Source organism: Hwanghaeella sp. 1Z406 (genome assembly GCF_048892425.1).
GTDB lineage: Bacteria > Pseudomonadota > Alphaproteobacteria > UBA8366 > Aestuariispiraceae > Pacificispira.
This window is the reverse complement of sequence record NZ_JBLZHU010000008.1, coordinates 12,832-34,885: the sequence shown is the minus strand read 5'-3', so window position 1 is coordinate 34,885 and position 22,054 is coordinate 12,832. Positions and strand designations below refer to the sequence as shown.

Annotated in this window: 22 protein-coding genes; 10 read left to right on the top strand and 12 right to left on the bottom strand. The window is 53.9% G+C overall.

Annotation, left to right across the window (positions count from 1 at the left end; all coding sequences use genetic code 11):
* The first annotated feature begins 147 nt into the window (after nt 1-147).
* Nucleotides 148-1,866: a SulP family inorganic anion transporter gene (locus tag ACOSDR_RS15485; protein ID WP_420731831.1), complete on the top strand. Its 1,719-nt coding sequence runs from the start codon at nt 148-150 to the stop codon at nt 1,864-1,866.
* Here ACOSDR_RS15485 and ACOSDR_RS15480 read toward each other — a convergent pair.
* From ACOSDR_RS15480 to nhaA, 3 genes are read right to left on the bottom strand one after another with little or no spacing between them, the layout of a single operon-like run.
* Complete coding sequence (locus ACOSDR_RS15480) at nt 1,831-2,145, bottom strand: DUF190 domain-containing protein (protein ID WP_420723783.1); 315 nt, start codon at nt 2,143-2,145, stop codon at nt 1,831-1,833. The genes ACOSDR_RS15485 and ACOSDR_RS15480 overlap by 36 nt on opposite strands.
* A 13-nt stretch (nt 2,146-2,158) precedes the next feature.
* Entirely contained in the window at nt 2,159-3,127 is a 969-nt protein-coding gene (locus ACOSDR_RS15475; RefSeq protein ID WP_420731830.1) for a sodium-dependent bicarbonate transport family permease, read from the bottom strand.
* Nucleotides 3,128-3,165: 38 nt separating this feature from the next.
* Complete coding sequence (nhaA, locus tag ACOSDR_RS15470) at nt 3,166-4,347, bottom strand: Na+/H+ antiporter NhaA (RefSeq protein WP_420723785.1); 1,182 nt, start codon at nt 4,345-4,347, stop codon at nt 3,166-3,168.
* 117 nt (nt 4,348-4,464) lie between these two features.
* On the opposite strand from nhaA, the gene ACOSDR_RS15465 reads away from it, so the two are divergent.
* Together ACOSDR_RS15465 and ACOSDR_RS15460 are read left to right on the top strand one after the other, a co-directional pair.
* Entirely contained in the window at nt 4,465-4,656 is a 192-nt protein-coding gene (locus ACOSDR_RS15465) for a helix-turn-helix domain-containing protein (protein ID WP_420723786.1), read from the top strand.
* Nucleotides 4,657-4,928: 272 nt separating this feature from the next.
* Nucleotides 4,929-5,471, top strand: coding sequence for a PAS domain-containing protein (locus tag ACOSDR_RS15460; RefSeq protein WP_420731829.1), 543 nt, complete (start codon nt 4,929-4,931; stop codon nt 5,469-5,471).
* A gap of 99 nt (nt 5,472-5,570) precedes the next feature.
* On the opposite strand, the gene ACOSDR_RS15455 is transcribed toward ACOSDR_RS15460, so the two are convergent.
* Nucleotides 5,571-5,996, bottom strand: coding sequence for a VOC family protein (locus tag ACOSDR_RS15455; RefSeq protein WP_420731828.1), 426 nt, complete (start codon nt 5,994-5,996; stop codon nt 5,571-5,573).
* A gap of 68 nt (nt 5,997-6,064) precedes the next feature.
* Here ACOSDR_RS15455 and ACOSDR_RS15450 point away from each other — a divergent pair, with 68 nt between their 5' ends.
* The 3 genes from ACOSDR_RS15450 to ACOSDR_RS15440 all read left to right on the top strand — a co-directional run bounded on the left by ACOSDR_RS15450 (nt 6,065) and on the right by ACOSDR_RS15440 (nt 9,629).
* Entirely contained in the window at nt 6,065-6,706 is a 642-nt protein-coding gene (locus tag ACOSDR_RS15450) for a TetR/AcrR family transcriptional regulator (RefSeq protein ID WP_420731827.1), read from the top strand.
* Nucleotides 6,707-6,925: 219 nt separating this feature from the next.
* Nucleotides 6,926-8,710 (top strand): aspartate--tRNA ligase, encoded by a 1,785-nt coding sequence (aspS, locus tag ACOSDR_RS15445; protein ID WP_420731826.1) that lies wholly within the window; start codon nt 6,926-6,928, stop codon nt 8,708-8,710.
* Between the two features lie 4 nt (nt 8,711-8,714).
* Complete coding sequence (locus ACOSDR_RS15440; RefSeq protein WP_420731825.1) at nt 8,715-9,629, top strand: 2-hydroxyacid dehydrogenase; 915 nt, start codon at nt 8,715-8,717, stop codon at nt 9,627-9,629.
* A 20-nt stretch (nt 9,630-9,649) separates the two neighbouring features.
* On the opposite strand, the gene ACOSDR_RS15435 is transcribed toward ACOSDR_RS15440, so the two are convergent.
* From ACOSDR_RS15435 to ACOSDR_RS15415, 5 genes are all read right to left on the bottom strand, one after another.
* On the bottom strand, nt 9,650-10,678 hold the full coding sequence (locus ACOSDR_RS15435) for a hypothetical protein (RefSeq protein WP_420731824.1): 1,029 nt from the start codon (nt 10,676-10,678) through the stop codon (nt 9,650-9,652).
* 2 nt (nt 10,679-10,680) lie between these two features.
* Nucleotides 10,681-11,724 (bottom strand): hypothetical protein, encoded by a 1,044-nt coding sequence (locus tag ACOSDR_RS15430; protein ID WP_420731823.1) that lies wholly within the window; start codon nt 11,722-11,724, stop codon nt 10,681-10,683.
* 3 nt (nt 11,725-11,727) lie between these two features.
* On the bottom strand, nt 11,728-12,420 hold the full coding sequence (locus tag ACOSDR_RS15425) for a peptidoglycan-binding domain-containing protein (protein WP_420731822.1): 693 nt from the start codon (nt 12,418-12,420) through the stop codon (nt 11,728-11,730).
* Nucleotides 12,417-13,037, bottom strand: coding sequence for a hypothetical protein (locus ACOSDR_RS15420; RefSeq protein WP_420723795.1), 621 nt, complete (start codon nt 13,035-13,037; stop codon nt 12,417-12,419). The genes ACOSDR_RS15425 and ACOSDR_RS15420 overlap by 4 nt, the downstream gene beginning before the upstream one ends.
* A gap of 164 nt (nt 13,038-13,201) precedes the next feature.
* Entirely contained in the window at nt 13,202-13,750 is a 549-nt protein-coding gene (locus ACOSDR_RS15415; protein WP_420731821.1) for a hypothetical protein, read from the bottom strand.
* Nucleotides 13,751-14,223: 473 nt separating this feature from the next.
* On the opposite strand from ACOSDR_RS15415, the gene ACOSDR_RS15410 reads away from it, so the two are divergent.
* Nucleotides 14,224-15,042 carry an alpha/beta hydrolase gene (locus ACOSDR_RS15410; protein WP_420723797.1) on the top strand — a complete coding sequence of 273 codons (819 nt, stop codon included), beginning with the start codon at nt 14,224-14,226 and terminating at the stop codon, nt 15,040-15,042.
* 6 nt (nt 15,043-15,048) lie between these two features.
* On the opposite strand, the gene ACOSDR_RS15405 is transcribed toward ACOSDR_RS15410, so the two are convergent.
* The gene (locus ACOSDR_RS15405; protein ID WP_420723798.1) at nt 15,049-15,540 is read right to left on the bottom strand and encodes a PAS domain-containing protein; all 492 of its coding nucleotides are present in this window, start codon (nt 15,538-15,540) and stop codon (nt 15,049-15,051) included.
* 170 nt (nt 15,541-15,710) lie between these two features.
* Here ACOSDR_RS15405 and ACOSDR_RS15400 point away from each other — a divergent pair, with 170 nt between their 5' ends.
* The 3 genes from ACOSDR_RS15400 (at nt 15,711) to ACOSDR_RS15390 (ending at nt 19,692) form a co-directional block, all read left to right on the top strand.
* The gene (locus ACOSDR_RS15400; protein ID WP_420723799.1) at nt 15,711-16,649 is read left to right on the top strand and encodes a threonine/serine dehydratase; all 939 of its coding nucleotides are present in this window, start codon (nt 15,711-15,713) and stop codon (nt 16,647-16,649) included.
* A complete protein-coding gene (locus tag ACOSDR_RS15395; RefSeq protein ID WP_420723800.1) occupies nt 16,646-17,419 on the top strand; it encodes an SDR family NAD(P)-dependent oxidoreductase in 774 nt (257 codons plus the stop codon). Before ACOSDR_RS15400 ends, ACOSDR_RS15395 begins: the two co-directional genes overlap by 4 nt.
* A gap of 530 nt (nt 17,420-17,949) precedes the next feature.
* A complete protein-coding gene (locus tag ACOSDR_RS15390) occupies nt 17,950-19,692 on the top strand; it encodes a PAS-domain containing protein (protein WP_420723801.1) in 1,743 nt (580 codons plus the stop codon).
* Between the two features lie 193 nt (nt 19,693-19,885).
* On the opposite strand, the gene glnA is transcribed toward ACOSDR_RS15390, so the two are convergent.
* A complete protein-coding gene (glnA, locus tag ACOSDR_RS15385; RefSeq protein WP_420723802.1) occupies nt 19,886-21,298 on the bottom strand; it encodes a type I glutamate--ammonia ligase in 1,413 nt (470 codons plus the stop codon).
* Between the two features lie 99 nt (nt 21,299-21,397).
* Nucleotides 21,398-21,736 (bottom strand): P-II family nitrogen regulator, encoded by a 339-nt coding sequence (locus tag ACOSDR_RS15380; protein WP_420723803.1) that lies wholly within the window; start codon nt 21,734-21,736, stop codon nt 21,398-21,400.
* Nucleotides 21,737-22,054: the final 318 nt, after the last annotated feature.

Below are 22,054 nucleotides of genomic sequence, written 5' to 3'. Positions count from 1 at the left end.
TGATGGCTATACGTGAGTCTTATCCCAAGGGGAAGGCGTAAAGCGCATCATTTGTATTTGATGTCGCACCACCGGCGTCACCCCTTTCCGTCTGCAATCAATGGGATTAGGGTAAGGGCTTCTCGCCTTTTTTGGATTGATCATTTGATGTCATCAGGACGCCCACCAGACCCCGACCAAACGGTTGGATTCCGGGATTTGTTCACCCCGAAACTGTTGACAGTGTTTCGGGAAGGCTACGGCCTGTCGCATTTCCGGTCCGATGCGCTGGCCGGATTAACCGTAGCGATTGTCGCCATGCCGTTGTCCATGGCTATTGCAATTGCGTCTGGCGTATCCCCTGAACGGGGCCTGTTCACGGCGATTGTCGGGGGCTTTCTGGTGTCCCTGCTGGGGGGCAGCCGGTTTCAGATCGGGGGGCCTGCCGGGGCGTTTATCGTCCTTGTGGCCGCAACAGCGGAAAGGCATGGGATTGATGGCCTGATCCTGGCGACGATGATGTCGGGCGTCTTCCTGTTGGCGATAGGCTATGCGCGGATCGGGACCTTCATAAAGCTTATTCCCTATCCCGTTACAATCGGTTTCACTGCTGGAATTGGCGTCATCATTTTCACGAGTCAGATCAAGGACTTCTTTGGGCTTTCTCTTGTAGCGAGAGAACCATCAGCCTTTGTTCCGAAAGTGACCGTTCTGGCGGAGTCTGCGGGCTCCATCACACCTGCGGCCGTGGCGCTGTCTTTGTTAACAGTGTTGGTGATTCTGGCGCAGCGTCGGTGGCGGCCGTCCTGGCCCGGAATTCTGATTGCCGTTGTTCTGTGTTCTCTGATCGCCACATTTTTGGCCTTGCCGGTGGAGACGATTGGCACGCGGTTTGGCGGCATTCCATCCAGTCTTCCCGTGCCGGAATTGCCGGATTTTTCATTCAATAAAGCATTGGCGGTGCTGCCCGATGCCATTGCTTTTGCCCTGTTGGGCGCGATTGAATCGCTGCTTTCCGCTGTTGTCGCAGATGGTATGACGGGGCGGCGTCACAGGTCCAATTGTGAATTGGTAGCCCAGGGCGTTGCGAATATCGGATCTGCCTTTTTTGGTGGAATTTGTGTGACCGGCACGATTGCCCGGACCGCCACCAATGTTCGTGCCGGTGCCAGGGGGCCTGTCGCCGGCATGCTGCATTCTTTGATCATTCTGGCGTTCATGGTGTTGGCGGCACCCTTGGCATCCTATATCCCGCTGGCCAGTCTGGCGGGCGTGCTGGTGGTGATCGCCTATAATATGGTAGAGAAACACGCCATGCTGGCCGTGGCAAAATCCTCTAAAGGGGATTTGCTGGTATTGGTGGTGACATTCCTTCTGGTGGTGCTGCGGGACCTGACAGAAGGGATTGTCGTTGGCGTTGCACTGGGCGCGCTGTTGTTTATCAACCGCATGGGTAAGAACCTGGCGATTGAAAGCGAAACGCCGCTGATGGTCAGCGATCAATCAGATCGTATTTCGGAAGATAAGGACCTGATAGATGCCGGGCAGGGGAATGCGCTGGATGCGGAAGTCTATCGCATTTCGGGGGCGTTTTTCTTTGGGGCGGCCAGCACTGTCGGGCGCGTTCTGGATCGCATTTCAGAACGGCGCAAACATGTCATAATCGACCTGTCACAGGTGCCATTCCTGGATTCGACCGCTGCCAATGTTCTGGAAGGAACGGCACGAAAGGCACAGCAGGTCGGCGTGCGGTTTTTCATCACCGGGGCCAGTGACAATTTACGATCCATGCTACAGGCCCATGGTGTCGGCGGTTCGATGGCAGAGTTTGAACAGACGATTGATCAGGCGCTAGAAAAGCTCCGGTCTCAGAACCTCAACATCTGACAGGGTGACAATCCCGATCTGTTGGTCCAGCACTGTCCGGATTTCCTGCAGAACGGCGGGCACCTTGCCCTGATCCAGAACGATCAGCACCTGTACCATGCGGCCCGCATCCGAAGACAGCGCGTCGCGACGCCAGGATCGGCTTTTACCGCGCCCAGCTAAGGCAGGCAGCGCCGTATAGCCAGGCACATCCAGCCCGTCCAAAAGGTCCAGAAGCCGGTTCAGAAAAGGGGCTTCGATAATGATCGACAGCCGCTTTTTTGGATAGGTCTGTGTCATCGTTATGCCTTTTCTAGGATAGCCATCCTGCCAGGGCAATATAGAAGGGGATGCCGATGGTCAGATTAAAGGGGAAGGTAATCGCCAGGGAAAGCGTCAGATACAGCGCGGGCTTTGCCTGTGGCAGGGCCAGGCGCATGGCTGCTGGCACCGCGATATAGGATGCGCTTCCAGCCAGGATCGCCAGCAGCGCAATGCCGCCAACCGGCAACCCGATCAATGCACCAGTGACTCCACCAATCATGCCTGCGATGGGCGGCATATACAGCCCAAAAGCCAGCAAGGATGGTGTCAGTGTCTTGCGGACCTGTCGCAATTCCCGCCCGGCGACCAGTCCCATATCCAGCAGGAAAAGGCACAACACCCCTTTGAACGGATGGGCGATGAACGGTTCGATATCGCCATACCCTTTCTGACCGGTGACCATCCCGATAACAAACGCGCCTATCAGCAGGACGATGGATCCATTCAGGGCCACTTCCCGCCAGGGGGCTCTTGGCGTCTGGGGGGTACCAGCCTGTCCCCGATGGGCCAGAAACAGCGCGATGGCGATGGCGGGTGCTTCCATCGTGGCGGCGGCGGCGACCATGATGCCCGGAAAGGCAATGCCAGCCGCATCCAGGGCGGCTGTTCCGGCAATGAAGGTGACAATGGAGATGGACCCGTAATGCGCCGCGATTGCTGCCGCATCGATCTGTGATACTTGCGTGGTTGCTCGTAACAGCCAGAAGGCCAGTATGGGGATGCTGGCGCTCAGCACGCCAGCCGCGCCGATCACCAACAGCAGGTCCACGGTCAGACCATTCTCACTGGCGGCGACCCCGCCCTTGAACCCGATCGCCAGCATCAGATACAGCGACAGGGCCTTGGCAATGGCTTCTGGAATGGAAAGGTCAGATCGGGTTAACGCCGCAACCAACCCAAGGGCAAAAAACAGGACAGGCGGTGAAATCAGGTTCTGTATCGCAAGGGCCCAATCCACCGCCGTATCCTATCCAATAAGGCTTGCCATCTATCGCGTCAGTTCGATGTTTTATTCGTCGCACGCAGCAAGGTGTATCCTGCAAGGGCGGCGATGATGGATCCTGACAACACACCGATCCGAACCGATGCGGCCTGGTCTGGCGTGTCGAAGGCCAGGTTACCGATGAACAGGCTCATGGTGAACCCAATCCCCGCCAACAGCGCAACCCCCAGCATGTGGTGCCATTTGATGCCTGTGGGCAGGCTTGCAAACCCCAGTTTCACGGCCAGGAAACAGGCCCCCATGATGCCGATTGGCTTACCCAGCAACAGACCAAGCGCGATGCCAGACGCAATGGGTTCCAGCAACGCAGCCGGGGTCATTCCGGCAAGCGACACCCCTGCATTTGCAAAAGCAAACAGGGGCATGATCCCAAAGGCGACCCAGGGCGTCAGGGCATGTTCCAGGATATGAAGGGGTCCTTCCTCATCCTTTGTTGCGCCGGTGATCGGAATACAGAAGGCGACCACGACCCCTGCCAGGGTGGCATGGACGCCTGATTTCAGAACCGCAACCCACAGCACAAGGCCCAACAGCATGTAAGGCGTGATGGACCGGACGCCATACCGGTTCAAGACCATCATGGCGGCAATCATCAGGGCCGCAATGGCAAGCGCAAGGCCAGACAGATCGGCGGTATAGAATAGAGCAATGATCACAATCGCGCCCAGATCGTCGATAATGGCGACAGCCAGCAGAAATACCTTCAGCGCGGTCGGTACGCGTTTACCCAGCAAGGCCAGAATACCCAATGCAAACGCGATGTCGGTTGCTGCGGGAATAGCCCAACCTTTAAGGGCGGTGGGGTCCCCCATATTGATGCCGACATAAATCAGGGCAGGGGCGATCATCCCGCCAATAGCGGCCAGGGCGGGAAGCGAAGCAGATCGAATGCTGGACAGCTCACCTTCAACAATCTCGCGTTTGATTTCCAGCCCGACATGCAGAAAGAAAATCGCCATCAGGAAATCATTGATCCAAAGGATCAGGGCCTTGGACAGGCCGATATCACCGTAGGAAATGGTGAACTTCGTCGCCAGTGCCTCTGTATAGGTGCCAGCCAGGCCTGAATTCATGACCACCATCGCCAGAACGGCGGCGGCAATCAGGGTCAGGCCGGGGGCGGTGTCATGACCAAAGGCTTCCGCGACGGATTTATAGATCTTTTTGACTGGCATCCTGCCCCCCAATGAGTGATAAACACTAACAAACATGCTTTAAATACGATATAACCTTGAAAACATCAAGATACAGCGTTAAACTTTTCGAACATTTTCCGGTGAAAAGATACTGAAATGCTGAGCCAGCCGCTTTTAACCCTGCATGAAGTTGCTGATCTGTTGAAGGTCAAGGAAGCGACAGTGCGGGCATGGATCCATGATGCTGATCTGCGCGCCATTAAATTTGGCCGCGAATGGCGGGTGTCGCAAAAGGACCTGGAAGCTTTCCTGAACGCCCATGCGAACAAGCCTGCAGCGGACGAGTGACTCGTTGTTTAAGGATTAATCCTGTCCAAGCTTGAGGGGAATAAAGCATATAAGGGACCGCGGCCTTATCGAATTGGCATCTGACAGCCGCATGGTTTGTGCCTGCTTGGAAGAAATTCGCATTTGTCGGGCCATGCTGTAAAATTTGATTTATATTCTTGCACAACCCTACCAATATTTCATTTTAGTAGAATTCACTGTGCCCTTGGTATCACGTCTAAAGGAGGTTCACAGGTTTAATTAAGAAACTCTTGGCTTAAAGGTTTGATGGGGTGATTATTCTAGAAAGAATTCTGGATCCAGATATACGCGTATTCGTTCAGGTATGGCATACCCTGTACAAGAAATTTGACGGTATCCCACCGCGCACAGCTATTGATCCGCTGGACCTTGGTCGCGCTCTGGCAAAAGTGTGGCTGTATGAAAAGCTGCCAGATGGCAGCTATGTCAGTGCCATTTCCGGCGACCATATCAGAACCAATTGGGGCGTCAGGATGAAGGGCAAGCCCCTTTCCGAAATCATCCCCCTGGGCGGCCATAAACATGTCGAAAAGCGGTTTAATTATCTTTTAGAGAAACAGTGCATTATTCACGGCTTTAATGTTACGGAAACAAAGGATCATTCCTTTGCAGAGCGCCTTTATGCGCCCCTGACCAATGCAGATGGCGAAGTGATCTATGTCTTTGGCATATCCAATTATAACCAGACATACTATACTGACTTGGACCGATTTCAAAATGCAGTCCAACGCTTTGAGGTCTACAGCTATGATCCCGCTACGTTGGAAGAACAGGAAAAATTGTTTTACGAATAGCAGCGGTTGCGTGCTGGTTTGAACGTCGGTTGCCTTCGGATTGTTTGGTTTTGCGGACCTTTTAGAGTTTAGGGTGTTTGGTCTTTTGCAGAAATAAAGTTATTGTGGAACCTCATCTTGGGAATATTGGCTGGCATAGGCGTCGGTGGGGGGGATTGGGGTGATAACATCAATCAGAACGCCTTCCGGGTCTTGTGTAATAAAGTGACGTTGCCCGAATTCTTCGTTTCGCAGGGAAAGGAGGATCGGAAGATTTTCCTTCAGGGCGCGTTCGAATGCTTGATCCGCATCCTCTACCTCAAAGTTTAGTAGTATTCCGGCAGCTTGGGCCTGTTTGGTAACAGGTATCGTGGAATGGTCGCCTTTCAGGATGGCGAGGTTGACCGTCGTGTCGTGGATGGATTGCAAATGGACGTACCAATCTGCTTCAAACACGGATCGGAAGTCGAAATGACGGATATAGAATGCTGCAGTCTTCGATACGTCCTGTACCATCAGAACCGGATAAAAGCTGGTGATCTTCATTCTTCGTTTCCTTTTTATGAGAACGTGATTATTGTGCTGAAATCACTATAAACAAACAGGCAGACTGTATGCAAATTAAAAAGCAACGCAAATCCAACTCTGATCGCAGCGCGCAAATGCGCGCAAGGTTGGTTGCCTCCGCGCGTGATCTGTTTGTCAAAAATGGATATGCGGAGACCAGCACGCCTTTGCTTGTATCAACAGCAGGGGTAACGCGGGGCGCGCTGTATCATCATTTTCCAGACAAGCAGGCGATTTTTCGCGCCGTGGTGGATGCAGAGGCGGCCGCCGTCGCCTTGGCAATTGAAACCGAAGATGACCCCAGCCTGTCTGCACGGGAACGCCTTTTTTCCGGCGCATCGGCCTATATGCGGGCCATGCAGGTGGCCGGGCGTGTTCGACTTCTTTTAATTGAAGGCCCGGCGGTTCTAGGCTTGGCAGAAATGCGAGAGATCGAGGCCCGACATGGTGATGAGACCCTGCGCATTGGACTAGAAGAAGCAATTGCGGAAAGCGTAACAATCAAGCTTCCGATCTTACCACTGACGTCCTTACTCTCCGCGATGTTTGAACGGGCCGCTATGGATGTCGCCGCAGGGGCGAACGAAGCAGATGTATTGGCGGTCATTCAGGCCGTTCTGCGCGGTGTTCTGACCTCTGGGCACGGGCCGTTGGATGTAACCGATAAAATCAGACCCCCGGGTGATTAAGGGACGGACATGCTGCAGATCTCCTTAGCGCCGCCCATTGATTTCGCTCTGCGTGTTCTTCCCGTTACATTGAATGATGGAATGGGCTGGACTTTGATATCTCAATCCCACCCATCCCCTTCCTGCGGCCTTGACAATTCGGGCGGAAACGGGCCCTTTCGCGCCGGAAACTTGTGGGCCGTTTCGGTCTGAATTCATATAATTTTGGAGTAATGCCTGATGCACGCCTATCGCACGCATACTTGTGGGGAACTTCGCGCGGACCATGCCGGTGCAGAGGTTCGTCTTTCCGGCTGGGTTCATCGCAAGCGCGACCATGGCAATCTGCTGTTTGTTGATCTGCGGGACAATTACGGCCTGACCCAATGCGTGGTGGATGTGTCCTCGCCCCTGTTGAAGCAGATCGAGGGGTTGAGCGCGGAATCGGTGATCACCGTGACCGGCAAGGTGCTGAAGCGCACCGAAGAAACCATCAATGCCAATCTGCCAACAGGTGCTGTTGAAGTCAGCATTGCAGACTGTACCGTTCAGTCGGCTGCTGCGGCCCTGCCGATGCCGGTTAATCAGGATGCGGGTTATCCAGAAGAAATTCGCTTGAAGAATCGTTTCCTGGATTTGCGCCGTGAAGAAATGCACCGCAACATCCTGCTGCGCAACGCGATCATCGGGTCGATCCGCCGTCGCATGGTGGATCAGGGATTTTCTGAGTTCCAGACGCCCATCCTGACGGCCAGTTCGCCGGAAGGCGCGCGGGACTTCCTGGTGCCGTCACGGCTGCATCCGGGCAAGTTCTATGCGTTGCCACAGGCACCTCAGCAGTTCAAACAGTTGCTGATGATCTCCGGCTTTGATCGTTATTTCCAGATCGCTCCCTGCTTCCGGGATGAAGATGCCCGGGCGGATCGCTCGCCGGGGGAATTCTATCAGCTTGATTTTGAAATGGCCTTCGTGACGCAAGACGATGTCTTTGCCGCTATCGAGCCCGTGCTGCATGGCGTGTTTGAAGAATTTGCCGATGGCCGCAGTGTCTCTGCCCTGCCATTCCCGCGCATTCCCTATGCGGAATCGATGCTGAAATATGGATCAGACAAGCCTGACCTGCGCAACCCGATTGAAATTGTCGATGTGTCCGAAGCCTTCCGGGGGTCCGATTTCAAGATTTTCGCTAAGCTGGTTGAAGGCGGTGCTGTCGTGCGGGGCATTCCGGCAAAGAATGTCGGCGGACAGCCGCGCAGTTTCTTTGATAAACTGAACAGCTGGGCACAGGGGCAGGGGCAGCCCGGATTGGGTTACATCGTCTGGCGTGAGGATGGGGCCGCTGGCCCAATTGCCAAGAACCTGGATGAGGGTCGCATTGCCCAGATTGCAGACATTGCAGGCCTGTCGGCCGGCGATGCGATATTCTTTGTCGCGGGCAAGGCTGATGATGCGTCTAAATTCGCCGGCGCCGCCCGCACGAAGATCGGTGAAGAACTGGGGCTGATTGATCAGAACCGGTTTGAATTCTGCTGGATCGTCGACTTCCCGATGTTCGAATACAACGAAGACTTGAAGAAGATCGACTTCTCCCACAATCCCTTCTCAATGCCGCAAGGCGGGATGGGCGCGCTGCAGAACCAGGATCCGCTGTCGATCAAGGCATTCCAATACGATATCGTGTGCAATGGGGTAGAGTTGAGCTCTGGCGCGATCCGGAATCATCTGCCCGATGTTATGTATAAGGCGTTTGAAATTGCAGGCTATGGGCCGGAAGTGGTCGATGATCGCTTCGGTGGCATGATCAGCGCGTTGAAGCTGGGCGCACCGCCGCACGGGGGCTCTGCGCCTGGGATCGACCGCATTGTCATGCTGTTGGCTGGCACCACGAATATTCGTGAAGTGATTGCCTTCCCGATGAACCAGATGGCACAGGACCTGATGATGGGCGCCCCGGCCAGTGTGTCGGATCGTCAGTTGAAGGATGTTCATATCGGCCTGGACCTGCCAGACGGCTTTGACAGTTAAGGCCATGAAGATCGTCTATTTCGACAGCACCCGTGATTTTGACTCTCTGAACCAAGCCTTTCCAGGTTTGATGGAGGGGGTGGATGTCTATCAGGGGGGTAAGGTCTTTGGGGATGATGACCTGATCGCGCGGCTGGACGGGGCACAGGTTGCGGTCAACGGTCACAGCCCAATGTCGAATGCAGCACTGAACGCATTGGCCCCAACCCTGAAACGCATTGTCTTCCTGGGCACCGGGGCGGCGACTTATATCGATATCCAACATGCAAACAGCCTGGGTATTACGGTTGAGGTTGTTCGGGATTATGGCAGCCGCAGCATTGCTGAATTTGCCTTCGGCCTGGCGTTGGATGCGTGTCGTCAGATTTCGGTCATGGATCGCGGTATTCGCCAAGGGCAATGGTCCGTGCTGGGCGGGCCTGAGCTTCGCGGCAAGACAATGGGGGTTGTTGGCCTGGGCGGGATCGGCAAGGAAATGGTGCGAATATCGGCAGCCTTCGGCATGCAGGTCGTGGCCTGGAATCGCAGCCCGATGACAGGTGACCTGCCGTGTCAGCAGGTCTCGCTGGAAGACGTCTTTCGCCAATCGGATGTTGTTTCCTTGCATGTCGCGTCGACGTCGGAAACGGCTGGAATGATCAATGCGGATCTGTTTGCCTGCATGAAACAGGGTGCAGTTCTGGTTAATGTGGCACGGGGTGAAATCATCGACACCGATGCTTTGATGAACGCCTTGAAGAATGGCCCGTTGGGTCATGCGGCATTGGATGTTTTCTGCACGGAGCCATTGCCAGCTGATGATCCTTTGACGGCATTGGAAAACGTTACCCTGACGGCGCATGCCGCTTGGAATACGCCGGATGCAGACCGAAATCTGATGCAGATTGGTTTTAATCTGGCGCGGGCACCGCTGACCTGACCGTAATCCATTAGCGGATATCAGAAATCAAAGTCCCGGCTGCCGCGGGTTGCCGCGTTGTGGCCCAGCGTCGCATTTGCCGTCGTGTTTGGCTGCACACTGGCCGTATTGCTGCGCGCATTCCACCCTGCGCCAACGCCGTTGCCTGTGCGATAATGCGCGACTGCTGTGGCATGGGGATGCCCGAACCCATTTGCATTGCCAGCCGTCAGACCATAGCTGAAGGCCAGTGGCGTATTGACCGTTGGGGCTGCGGGGATCGCGGCCCGGGTTGCCAGCGTAAAATGGGTGCGCGATCCGTGGTGATACGCAAACAGGGCGGCAAGAGCTCCCCCCGGTGCACCACCTGGTGGTGCGGCCAGGGATGGAATATCCTGGTAGGGGGCATCGCCCGGCATAACGATTTTACCGACATCTGCAGTATTCACGGCATCGAGTGTAATGGCGGTCACACAAAGACCATTCAGGTTCCTGTCATTGGCATTCCCGGTCGCTTGCTCGACATAGATATGTCCATTGCCACCATGGGCAGTGCCACCCTGATTAGCGATCTGATACCGATGTGCGTTTCCAGCCGCTGGATAGCATTGGATATTGGTTAATCTATTGACGAAGCGGGCACATTGGACGCCAATCCGCTGACGGGGGGCCAGCCAGTTCATCCCGTGAGAAGTGGGCGCGTTGACCGCCCCGTAATAATGATCCTTGTCCCAATGGGACAGGATGATCGAGGGATTGACGGCAAAATCAAACCGCGCCGCCATGTTAGCGACATTTCCATAGTCCGGATTGGTTCTGGCACAGCGACCACAACCACCCCCCATATCAAAATAGGTGATGATGCGGGTTCCTGTGACAGCGCCGCCCCCATCCCGGCGCGCGCCGATGATGGCGTTACAGTCCCCTTGTCCCACATCGACCGCTCTTACACTGTGCAAACTGGTATTGGCTGTATGCATATAGGCTTGTCCGGCAATGCTTAACGGGTGCCATCCCCCCGTATTCAGCAGAACCGTGACCGTGCCAACCGTATCGACCCAGACCGCCATGCCTAATACGCCAAAATGCCGATAGGGGCGGGCATGGAAAGTTCAGGGCTGGCTTTATAGGGAGAAGGGGGGGACGCCATGGTGAAGGCGCTATTTGCAAAAATCACACACTGATCTTCAAACACAAACAGGGTATAGGCTTGGCCGTCTGGCGTTCTCCAATTGGCATGATTGTCTTCTGGGGCGGTTGTCAGTCTTTGATCCCCGACGTCTATAACCCAGATTGGCGCATCTGCAGAATTATAGATTTGTCCGTCCCACATGCCAGCGTTTTCCCCGTCGGAATCATAGGCAGGGGCGGCGCTGAAGTCGTATGCCATCACAAATAAATTCTTGCTGGGGAAGGTAACGATAGGAGGGGGGCCAGACGGTACAGGTATGGGGGGAACCGCGCCGCCATCGCCGTCGCCCGGGTCAATATCGTCGGCAATATGATTCAGACTGATGACTTCGCGCAAAAAGGCGAGGCATCTGGGATCTGGCGCATGAAATCCGAAATCAATGACTTCGACCGCTTGATCCGTATACGCATCACGTGCCAGGAAAATATTTCGCCCAACAGGGTCATATGCAAATTCATCGCTTCCCTGTCCCAGGTCAGCCTCTGATGACAAGATATTTTTCAAGGTGATCAGATGCCAATCACCCCCCAGAAATACTTGTCGTTCTTCGGCGGTTGCTTCCAGATAACTGTGATAATTTATATACACGGTTTTATTCTCGTCGGTATGGTCCAAAAATGACCCCAGAAGAGCTTTCCGATCCGCAATCTGCTCGCGGGTCGCGGTATCTGGATCGATGGGGTCCCATTCCGCCTCATATGCATAGTGCTGGACCAATTGGGCATCGATGACATCCAGCTCGATCCAGACGGTCGTTTCTGCCAGGGGAGCCGGCTCTTGGTCAGCGTCCACCATCTCCTCAACGGTTTCGACAAAGGCATAGACCAGCCAGGAGGGTAATACCGATACAGAGCCCATGCCGTCGCCATCTGATAAGGTCACAAAGGCCTTTTGCGGGACGCCGTCGTCATCCTGCATCGACATGGCTCAACTCCCGTGTTGTTTTTCCAGCGCATCAACAAATTGTTGATCTGCGGCGGTGCCATCCGGCAGATTGTTGCGCAGTCTGAAATACCCAATTGCTTTGCGTGTCGCAGGGCCCAACTGGCCATCCAACGCACCGGGGTCATACCCAAGATTTTGCAGTCGGGCCTGGATGCCCAATACTGTGTCCACCGGTTGCAGACTGCCGATTGTCAGGCTCCAGTGCAGCTCTTTCGGCATATCCTCCTGTGCGGGATAAACGGTGAACTGTCCGGTTTGTGCTGATGGGGCGACGGATTGATCAATGATACCATCTGCATCGCTTTTCCCCTCATAACGGCGGGTGCCGACCCGCAGGATGTAATCACAATTGGTGAGCGGTGTGCCATCGGGCGCCAACGCCCGAAGCTTTATCCGTGCGGGAACGCCCTTGCGCACAAAGCGGTGAATAAGATCCGTCGGGCGGGATTCGGATTTTGGTCGCTTGTCTGGAATGAAGACCTGGTCCCCCTGCAACAGGACATTGCGATCATTCCGGGCAGAAACCAGCACAGCATTGTCGGGGTGGGTCCAAATAGTTTTCCAGAAATGGCCATATGTTTCCGCCAGAGAATCCGTCGTTTCCCCCGGCTGGACTGCGTGCTGACCCGTGCCCAGCGGGGCTTGGAATTGGATGTCAGGGGTCGCGTCGCTCATTGTATCGTCCCGCTATAGGGGGCCCAGGCATCCTGATCCAGGTTCGGAAACTCGATCATGCAGTCTCCCTCCAGAATGCCATATTCTTCCAGTCTGCCCTGGCTGTTGGTTTCGCGCTCTACGATGGACCCATCGGGCAGGGTCAGGCGGCACAGCTCATTGGGAATAGGATCGCCCGTCTCGCCGACCAACTCGACAATGATGAAATGGTCTTTTTCTTTCCTGTCAGGCAGTCCGGTTGGATTTTCCTGTGGTGGGATTGATTCTAAAGCGACCGGCGTCGGGGCAGGGTCCGGATCCTGCCATCCACCATAAGGGGGGACACGGTCGATCTCCACAGCCCAGCCAAAGGCCATTTGATCTGCGGCAGCCCTTAGTATCGCATCGTCTTCCTGTGATCCCAGACGCATATCCCCGTTACGAGACAGGGCCTCGCGCAAAATTCGGATGGTTTCTCGTCGATTGTGCAGCCCTTCCAGAAAAGCCAGGGCACGATTACGGTTCAGCCGCGTCCAACGTTCGGTCCAGCCATCTCCATCGGGTTCGACCGATGCGATATCGCGCCGACTCGTAACCAGCCATAGGGCTGAGGAGACTGTCTCAAAGCGAAGAATCATCTGTTTTGCCCAATTGTACACTCAAAAGGTGTTTCGAGTCGCGCAAATGGAGCAAGGGAAATTTTAATACAATCTTTATGGGGTGGGTGTGCGATCCATTAAACAGACCAGTATTACCCGGTCATCTCGTGAGCGGGGCAATTTTGGGACTGAATTTGTGTTCTTTATTGTGCAGACAGGACGCGACGGGGTTCTTCGACGGGCTGGGTCGCAGCCGGTGATCCATTGGAAGGAATCGCGATGCTGGTCGATGACCCTGTAGCGGAAGACGTTGAATTTTGCTGTGTCGAAGAGGTGGGGGCTGCATTGCTGCTGGATTGCTGCGATGTTGTTTGCTGGCCGCTGCTGGGCATGAAGCTGCTTTCATATTGACCGCCGCGACTGAACAGATACCACCCGCCGCCCGCAAAAAGACCCAGGGTAATGCCAAAAAGTAAAACCAACGTCGTCAGGATCGCGGCTGTCATGCGGCGCTGCCGGGACAGGCCATTGATTTCGGTGATTGCCCGTTCCAATTTACCGTCGACGCGCTTGTTGCCGTCATTCATTTCTGATTGCAGCCGGATAAGGGCGGCGGACAAGTCCGCGCGCAGGGCGCTGTGCGCCTGCTGAACCGATTTCGATTCGGCCGCAACAATGCGCAAGGCGGCTCTAACCTGCGCCTCTACCGCAGACAGGTGTGCCCGGAGTTCCTCGCGGGACAAATCCGTCATTTATTTGCGCCTCTGCGTTGCCTGCCGTGTTTCACTCAATTCCAAGTCTCAGCACGATCCAGAATCAAAACCTGAAAGCAATACCGGAGTATGCACAGCATATTAAGAACGATTCCTGCTGTGGCGTCCATACCAAGATTTGCCAGGGTTCGGCAAGGTAAAGTCTCAATAGATTGCGCTAAAGATATAATCAAAATCAGAAAATATGCTTTCATCGGACATGCGCGGTATTATCGTAAGGCGGAGTTGTTGATCTTTTTTTGCACGATTGAGAGCCTGAAAGTCCCAATAAAAGAGGCAGATCGGGGGGCTGTGGCCCCTGCGAGGGCATGACGAAAGAGGCCTGTTATGATATCGATTGCTCATAGGGCTCGATGGCTATCTGCACGATCGCTTCGCTAATGGGATGCAAACAATCATCGGTCGGGATATGGTTTCGCTTTGACGTGTGGGTAAAATACGGTGAGGCGAGAATGGGTATGGGGGTAATCGCAAACATCGCCGTGGCGATTGTGATCGGATATGCCCTGTTGGTTGCGGGCCTTTATGTGGCGCAGCGTTCCTTAATGTATCATCCTGATCCTTCGCGCCCCAGACCCGGCCCAGACCTGAACGGAAAGGTGACGATCCAGGAAATTCCATCGCATGATGGTTTGGGATTGTTTTCCTGGTGGGCGCCCCCATCCGACACTAGCCAGCCGGTGGTCGTCTATTTTCATGGCAATGCCGGAACCCAGGCGGATCGGGAAGAACGTGTGGCTGCATTCAATGCCATGGGATGGGGCGTTCTGATGCCAGGATATCGTTACAATTCCGGGGCAGGGGGGACGCCATCGGAAACCGCCCTGTTGGCCGATGCTCAGGCTGTCATGACCTGGTTGCGCCAACAGGGCATCGGGTCGGCAAGGACGGTGCTGTATGGGGAGTCTCTGGGGACGGGTATTGCCGTCACTTTGGCGATGCAGCCGGATGCCGCGCGGTGCTTAATTCTGGATGCCCCCTATGACAGCATTGCGGCTGTGGCGGCCCGGCATTACTGGTTCGTGCCGGTTGGCCTGCTGTTAAAGGATCGATTTAACTCTGTTGATCGAATTTCCGCAGTGCAGATTCCGGTCCTTATCGGACATGGTGATCTGGATCGGGTGATACCCATTGCCCATGGTCGACGCCTGTATGACGCCGCCAACATGCCCAAGTCATTTGCTCATAAGCCGTCTGCACGGCACACGGACTTGTTTGATCACGGATTTTTGGACGATATCATCGCCTGTGTTGGGAATGATGATGCGTAAAGGATGTTAATTGGATTCAGGAAAGAATGTCGCGCCAAACAGCCAGATGGTTGTCTCATCACGGGCCAAAATCGGCAGTGACATGGTTTCGATCATTCCCGAATGCTCCCCACTGACAAATCGCATTTTCAGAAAAACCGGCTTTCGGGTGCGTGCGGCTTCGTTTGATATCCTGATCGCGGTGTCGGCCTCGCATTCCAGCATATGCTGACGGAAGGGGACGCCTGTGACATCCCGTCCGAAATAGCGGACAATCTCGCTGCCCAGTAATCGATACTGCCAATCGTCGTTTTCTATCGGTTCCATGATAAAGGCCCGATCAGCGCATCCCAGCGCCACAAGATCCGGCAATGCGATATCATCCCGTTTGGGTAAAATTATGCCGTTCCGGTCATCTGATGATTGATGCTGTAGCCAATAGGCGTGCAATGCCCGGGCCTCATTACAAACAGGCGCAGTCAGAAACTCAAAATATGGCTCTTCAAAGTCGAGCGACATAGACAATACCCTCACCCCGATACCCCAGTAGATTGTAGAATATCACACTCAGGTAACTTATCTAGAACAGAAATACAAAAGTATAGAATTTAAACTCATCCTTGCATTGTCTGTTCCTCCACGTATATCAAGGCGTAGCTGTTTATTCCACGTTTCGAGATATAGATTTTATGCTAACGCAAAAATACATCTTATCCGCGCATTCCAGGATTCAACAATACGTCCGAAGAACACCAACTATAGCGCTTCCTGAAGGGGATTTGCTGCCAAATACACCTGTTGTTCTTAAACTGGAGCAGCTTCAGCATACTGCCTCCTTTAAGGCGCGCGGCGCGTTCAATGCCATGCTTTCCATGGATGTCCCCAAAAGCGGCGTTATTGCAGCCTCTGGCGGTAATCATGGGGCTGCCGTTGCCTATGTGGCCAGACAATTAGGACATAGAGCTGAAATTTTTGTACCGGAGATAATCGCGCCGGCTAAATTGGCACGGTTAGAATCGTATGGTGCAGCAGTGCATGTTGGTGGACGTGAATTCGCGGATGCCCTGGCGGCTTGTCAATCACGCCAGCAAGAAACCGGGGCCTTACTGCTGCACGCCTACGATCAGGTCGAGATTCTGGCGGGTCAGGGGACAGTGGCAGTAGAATTTGAAGATCAGGCACCAAACCTGGACACGGTTCTGGTCGCCGTGGGTGGCGGTGGATTGATTGGGGGAATTGCCAGTTGGTATCAGGGGCGCACACGGGTGATCGCAGTGGAAAGTACAGGCACGCCAACCCTGTATACCGCCTGGGAAAAAGGCGAACCGGCAGAAGTACAGGTGTCTGGGCTGGCCGCCGATGCCCTGGGCGCGCGGCGTGTTGGTGATTTGGGGTTTGCCGCTGCACAGGCCTATGTCGATCACTGTCTCCTGGTGTCTGACGAACAAATTGGTGCTGCGCAGCAACAGATGTGGGAACAATTCCGTCTGGTCCTGGAGCCCGGCGGTGCGACAGCCATTGCCGCATTGACGTCTGGCGTGTACGAACCGGCAGACGGAGAAACGGTCGGTGTTTTGTTGTGTGGCGGAAACACGGACCCTTCAACTGTGACGGGAAACAGTCCATGACAGGTCGATTGTCCGGCCGCGTTTGCTTCGTGACGGGGGCGTCATCGGGGATCGGTCGCGCCATTGCCCGACGGTTTGCATCAGAAGGCGCGCGCGTTGTCCTGGCGGACACAGTATCTGATCCGCTGGAGGGGGGCATAACCACACAATCCCTGATTGGTGAATCCGGTGGGACATGTCTTTCCATCCCGACAGATGTTTCATCCTGGTCGGCGATTGATGCGGCAATCAATCAAACGATTGCAGCCTTTGGACGGTTGGACGTGATGGTAAACAATGCGGCGATCAGCGATGGATGCCGATTATTAGACACGACAGAAGAGAGCTGGGATCGTGTTATGTCCGTCAACCTGAAAGGCGTCTATTTCGGTTGCAAGCGCGCGATACAGCAGATGATGGAACAGGCCCCCTTGCAAGATGATGAGGCGCGGGGGCGGATTGTGAATATCAGTTCCCAACATGGAATGGTCTGTGCCCCGTCCGATTTCAGCTATGGCGTCTCTAAGGCTGGTGTTGTCTACATGACTCGCCAGATCGCCGTTGACTATGCAAAAGATGGGATCATCTGTAATGCCGTTGCACCCGGTAAAATTCTGACGGGGCGACCGGACGGGATGGTTGGTCTGGACTATTCGCAATCGCGCACACCAATGAGCCGATTAGGCCGACCCGACGACGTCGCCAGCGCGGCGGTTTACCTGGCCAGTGCGGAAGCGAGTTATATCACCGGGCACAATCTGTTGGTGGACGGTGGATGGATGGCATTCTAAAGAATGCCTGAATGTTCCAAGATGTGCTGAATTTTCTGGACTCGTCGGAGCGTTTCCCACCAACAAAATAAAAGCGGCCCCGGCAGAAATCGGTCAGGGCCGCTTTTTCAGATTGGTTGAGTTTGGGCATTTACGCAAATGCGCGAGAAAGCATCTCAGCATTTGCCGCCGCGGCTGCCATCAGCAGCAAGGCCGAACAAAGTACGGCATCCATAATCTGTCTCCATCGTTGGATTACAGGGTTTAGTCTCAAGGACTACCCCGTAGATGCGCTTTGTTGCGCTGCAGCACAAACGCATGAAACGTAACCTTGGCCTGCATCCGGCGCATGGCTGGCGGTAGTGGCCATTCTAATTGACGCCTAAACTGAAAAAACTCAGCTTTTGTTTACCATTTATTACTAATTTTGCCGCATTTTTAGGGCCGAGGAGGTGGCTGATGTGCCCGGATTTTTAGGCGCCCGCCGTAATATTGAGTTATATCAGCAGGTTATCAGTGTTACATGGACATGTTAGGAGCGCATTGCTTTGATGATTGAACTGGTTAAGGGGTTGGCGCTGCTTTTTTCCATGTGCCTTCTGTACAGCTTTGTTCTGCGGCTGACTCGCTGGAAATATATCACGCGCAAGCTGTCTTTGGGCCTCTTGTTTGGCATCATTGCCGTGGTCGGGATAATGTCGCCACTTCAGGTGCATCAAGGATTGATTTTCGATGCGCGGGCCGTGGTCCTGTCCCTTGGCGGCCTGTTCGGTGGTCCGATTGTCGCTGTTGTATCCTCATTCATCGCTGCGGCTTATCGTCTTTGGCTGGGCGGGCCGGGGGCGTTTATAGGGGTTTGTGGCATTTTTTTTAGTGCCGGAGTTGGCGTTGTTTATCATCTTTGCGTTCGTCGCGGCATATTGGGAATGGGTATTCCGCAGTTCCTGATTTTTGGTGTGATTATACAAGTATTTGGCGTTGTGATGTTGATTGTTTTCAATCCAAATGCTGGTCCGTTCCATTTCGATCAAACCATTGTTGTCCTGTTGGTCATTCGTACAATCGCTACGGCGATTATGGGACGGCTGTTGATGGAAATTGAAAATTTCATCAGCTCGGGAGAGCGCCTGACGGAAAAATCCCGTCAGTTGGCGACTGTGTTGCAGAACATTCCCGACGGAATCAGCGTTTTGGATCATACCTTAAGGGTGGTCGCCTTCAATTCCAGGTTTCTGGACCTCATGGGATTTCCCCAAGCTCAGTTTAATCAGGGGGACCCCCTTGAAAAATTTATCCGGTTTAATGCCTTGCGCGGGGAATACGGGGATGTGGACGTTGAAAGTTTCGTCGCCAGCGAAATGGCGAAAGTGGAGAAATTTGAGGCATATGCGTTAACTCGAACCAGGCCCAATGGCACAGTTGTCTCAATTAACAGTAACCCACTGCCGGATGGGGGCATGGTGACGTTGTATTCAGATATTACCGAGCAGCGCAAAGAACGTCGGGAACTGGAACTGGCGAAAACCTCTGCAGAACATGCCAGCGCCTCTAAGACCCAGTTCCTGTCGCATATGAGCCACGAGCTGCGCACTCCTTTAAATTCGATAATTGGGTTTTCAGAGGTCATCACCAGCGAGTTATATGGTGAGATGAAACACCCACGTTATCTGGAATATGTTCATGACATCAAACGATCCGGGGAGCATTTGCTGCAACTGATCAATGATATTCTGGATCTATCGAAAATCGATGCCGGTCACGTGGAACTGTATGAAAAATCTGTCTGTCTTAAGACTCTGCTGGACGAATGTATCCGGATGGTTGGGGGGGAGAATGGCAGAAGTAAGGTGCGCATATCTTTGCAGACCAAAGAGTCCCCCAATCATTTATGGGCGGATGATCGGCTGATCAAACAGGTCTTCTTGAATTTGCTGTCCAATGCCGTGAAATACAATGTGAAGGGGGGGCGCGTCGTCATTGCAACCGGCTGTAACCCGCAAGGTGGGGTGTGTGTGACGGTTTCGGATACCGGCATCGGCATTGCGCAATCGGATATCAAAAAGGTCATGGAGCCCTTTGGTCAGGCCAGATCAGATGCCTATCGAACCCATGAAGGGACGGGGCTTGGCTTGTCCCTGTCCAAACAATTGACAGAGTTGCACGGCGGCACATTGACGCTGACCAGTAAAGAGGGTGTCGGCACAAAGGTGACGGTCAATTTTCCACCAGAACGCACCATGCGTGATCATATTGGTAGCGAGAAAGTTGTTTCGGAAGATACTGCCACACCGTGATCTGGGGCCTGGTTCAAACACTATTCCGACCAGCTCATGCGGGCGCATGATGCGGTTATTTGTTTCGCTCATGCGGGCGCATGATGCGGGTATATCTTTCAGCTCATGCGGGTGCATGATGCTGGAGACGAAACGGCCCCGCCTCTTTTACAAGGGGCGGGGCCGCTGACGTTACGCCTGTCGTATAATCAGCTTACGCCGAATAGTACATCGCAAATTCCATCGGGTGGGTGGTGTGTTCCACGCGATAGACATCTTCCATCTTCAGCGCAATATAGCTGTCGATTTGGTCATCGGTGAAGACATCGCCCTTCTTCAGGAAGGCCCGATCCTTGTCCAGGGATTCCAGCGCTTCACGCAGAGAGCCACAAACAGTCGGGATGTCTTGCAGTTCTTCCGGTGGCAGGTCGTACAAGTCTTTATCCATCGGCTCACCCGGATGGATCTTGTTCTGAATGCCGTCCAGACCCGCCATCAGCATGGCCGTGAAGGCCAGGTATGGGTTGGCCATGGCGTCTGGGAAGCGGGCTTCCAGGCGTTTGCCGTTTGCACCGGCTTCGTACGGAATACGAATGGATGCAGAGCGGTTCCGCGCTGAATAGGCCAGCAGCACAGGGGCTTCAAACCCTGGGATCAGGCGTTTGTAGCTGTTGGTGGACGGGTTGGTGAAGGCATTCAGGGCCTTGGCATGTTTGATAATGCCCCCGATATAGAACAGGCATTCTTCAGACAGATCGGCATAGCCGCTGCCAGCAAACATGTTCTTACCGTCTTTCCAGATTGACTGGTGGGTGTGCATGCCAGACCCGTTATCGCCAACAATTGGCTTGGGCATGAAAGTCGCCGTCTTGCCATATTGATGGGCGACCATGTGGGTCACGTATTTGTAGATCTGCATCTGGTCAGCAGTTTTCACCAGCGTGTTGTACTTCATGCCCAATTCGTGCTGGGACGGTGCCACTTCATGGTGGTGCTTTTCCATCGCCAGGCCCATGGACAGCATGGTCGTAACCATTTCCGCACGCAGATCGGTTTCGCTGTCAACGGGGGGTACCGGGAAGTAACCACCTTTGATGCCGGGGCGGTGACCCGGATTGCCGCCTTCAAAATCCGAACCGGAATTGTATGGGCCTTCGGTCGAGTCGATTTCGTAGGACATCTTCTCCATATTGATCGACCATTTCACATCGTCGAACACAAAGAATTCTGCCTCAGGGCCAAAATAGGCCGTGTCGCCAATGCCGACGCTTTCCATATACGCCAGGCCTTTTTTGGCGGTGGAGCGGGGGTCGCGGTCATAAGGTTGGCCGGTCGACGGTTCCAGAATGTCACAGAAAAGAATCAACAGGGGCTGAACAGCAAAGGGGTCCATGACGGCGGATTCAGGTTCCGGCATCAAAATCATGTCGGATTCGTTGATTGCCTTCCAACCGGCGATGGACGAACCATCGAACATGATGCCGTCTTTGAAGATGCTTTCTTTAATCGTGCTGACATGCTGGGCGGTGTGCTGCCACTTGCCGCGTGGATCCGTAAACCGGAAATCGACGTACTGAACGTCGTTTTCCTTGATCATTTCCATAACTTTTTTCACTGCATCGGACATGATCGTTTTTCCTCTCGATTTGTGTCTGATTGTTCCAAGAAAACCCAACTGCCTGATATACGGGTCGGCGGAAACCGCCCCGTATGACAGGCAGGATTGCTAGATTGCTTCCGACCCGGTTTCGCCGGTGCGGATGCGGATGACCTCTTCAATGCTGGAGACGAAAATTTTTCCATCGCCGATGCGGCCGGTCTTCGCCGCATTTTGGATCGCCTCGACAGCTCGTTCGCACAATGCATCATCGATGATGATCTCCAATTTCACTTTCGGCAGGAAGTCCACGACATATTCTGCGCCGCGATACAATTCCGTATGCCCTTTTTGGCGGCCGAACCCTTTGGCTTCCGTGACGGTAATGCCCTGAATACCAACTTCATGCAGGGCTTCCTTCACTTCGTCCAACTTGAACGGCTTAATAACCGCTTCGATTTTTTTCATCACTGTTCCCTCAAAAACTAGCGTCAATGATTAGCGACGCGTAACACGTCGCAGAGTCTCTGCGGCTCTGTCCATTCTAACCGGTTACAGCACTTGCCGTGCCAAGCCGCATGAATAAGAAATATAGTGTAATATCAATTTGTTATACGGTGCAAACAGGCATTTTTGAACATTGATTATGCATATATTTTAATCGTTTGCCTAATTTATAGGCATGATGGCTTGGTCCAAATGAAACAGAGTTGGTAATATTCTTAAATCCTGTGCCTTCGTTTCCGTTTTCCAGATCGGTTCGGGATGATAGAACAGCATAGATCT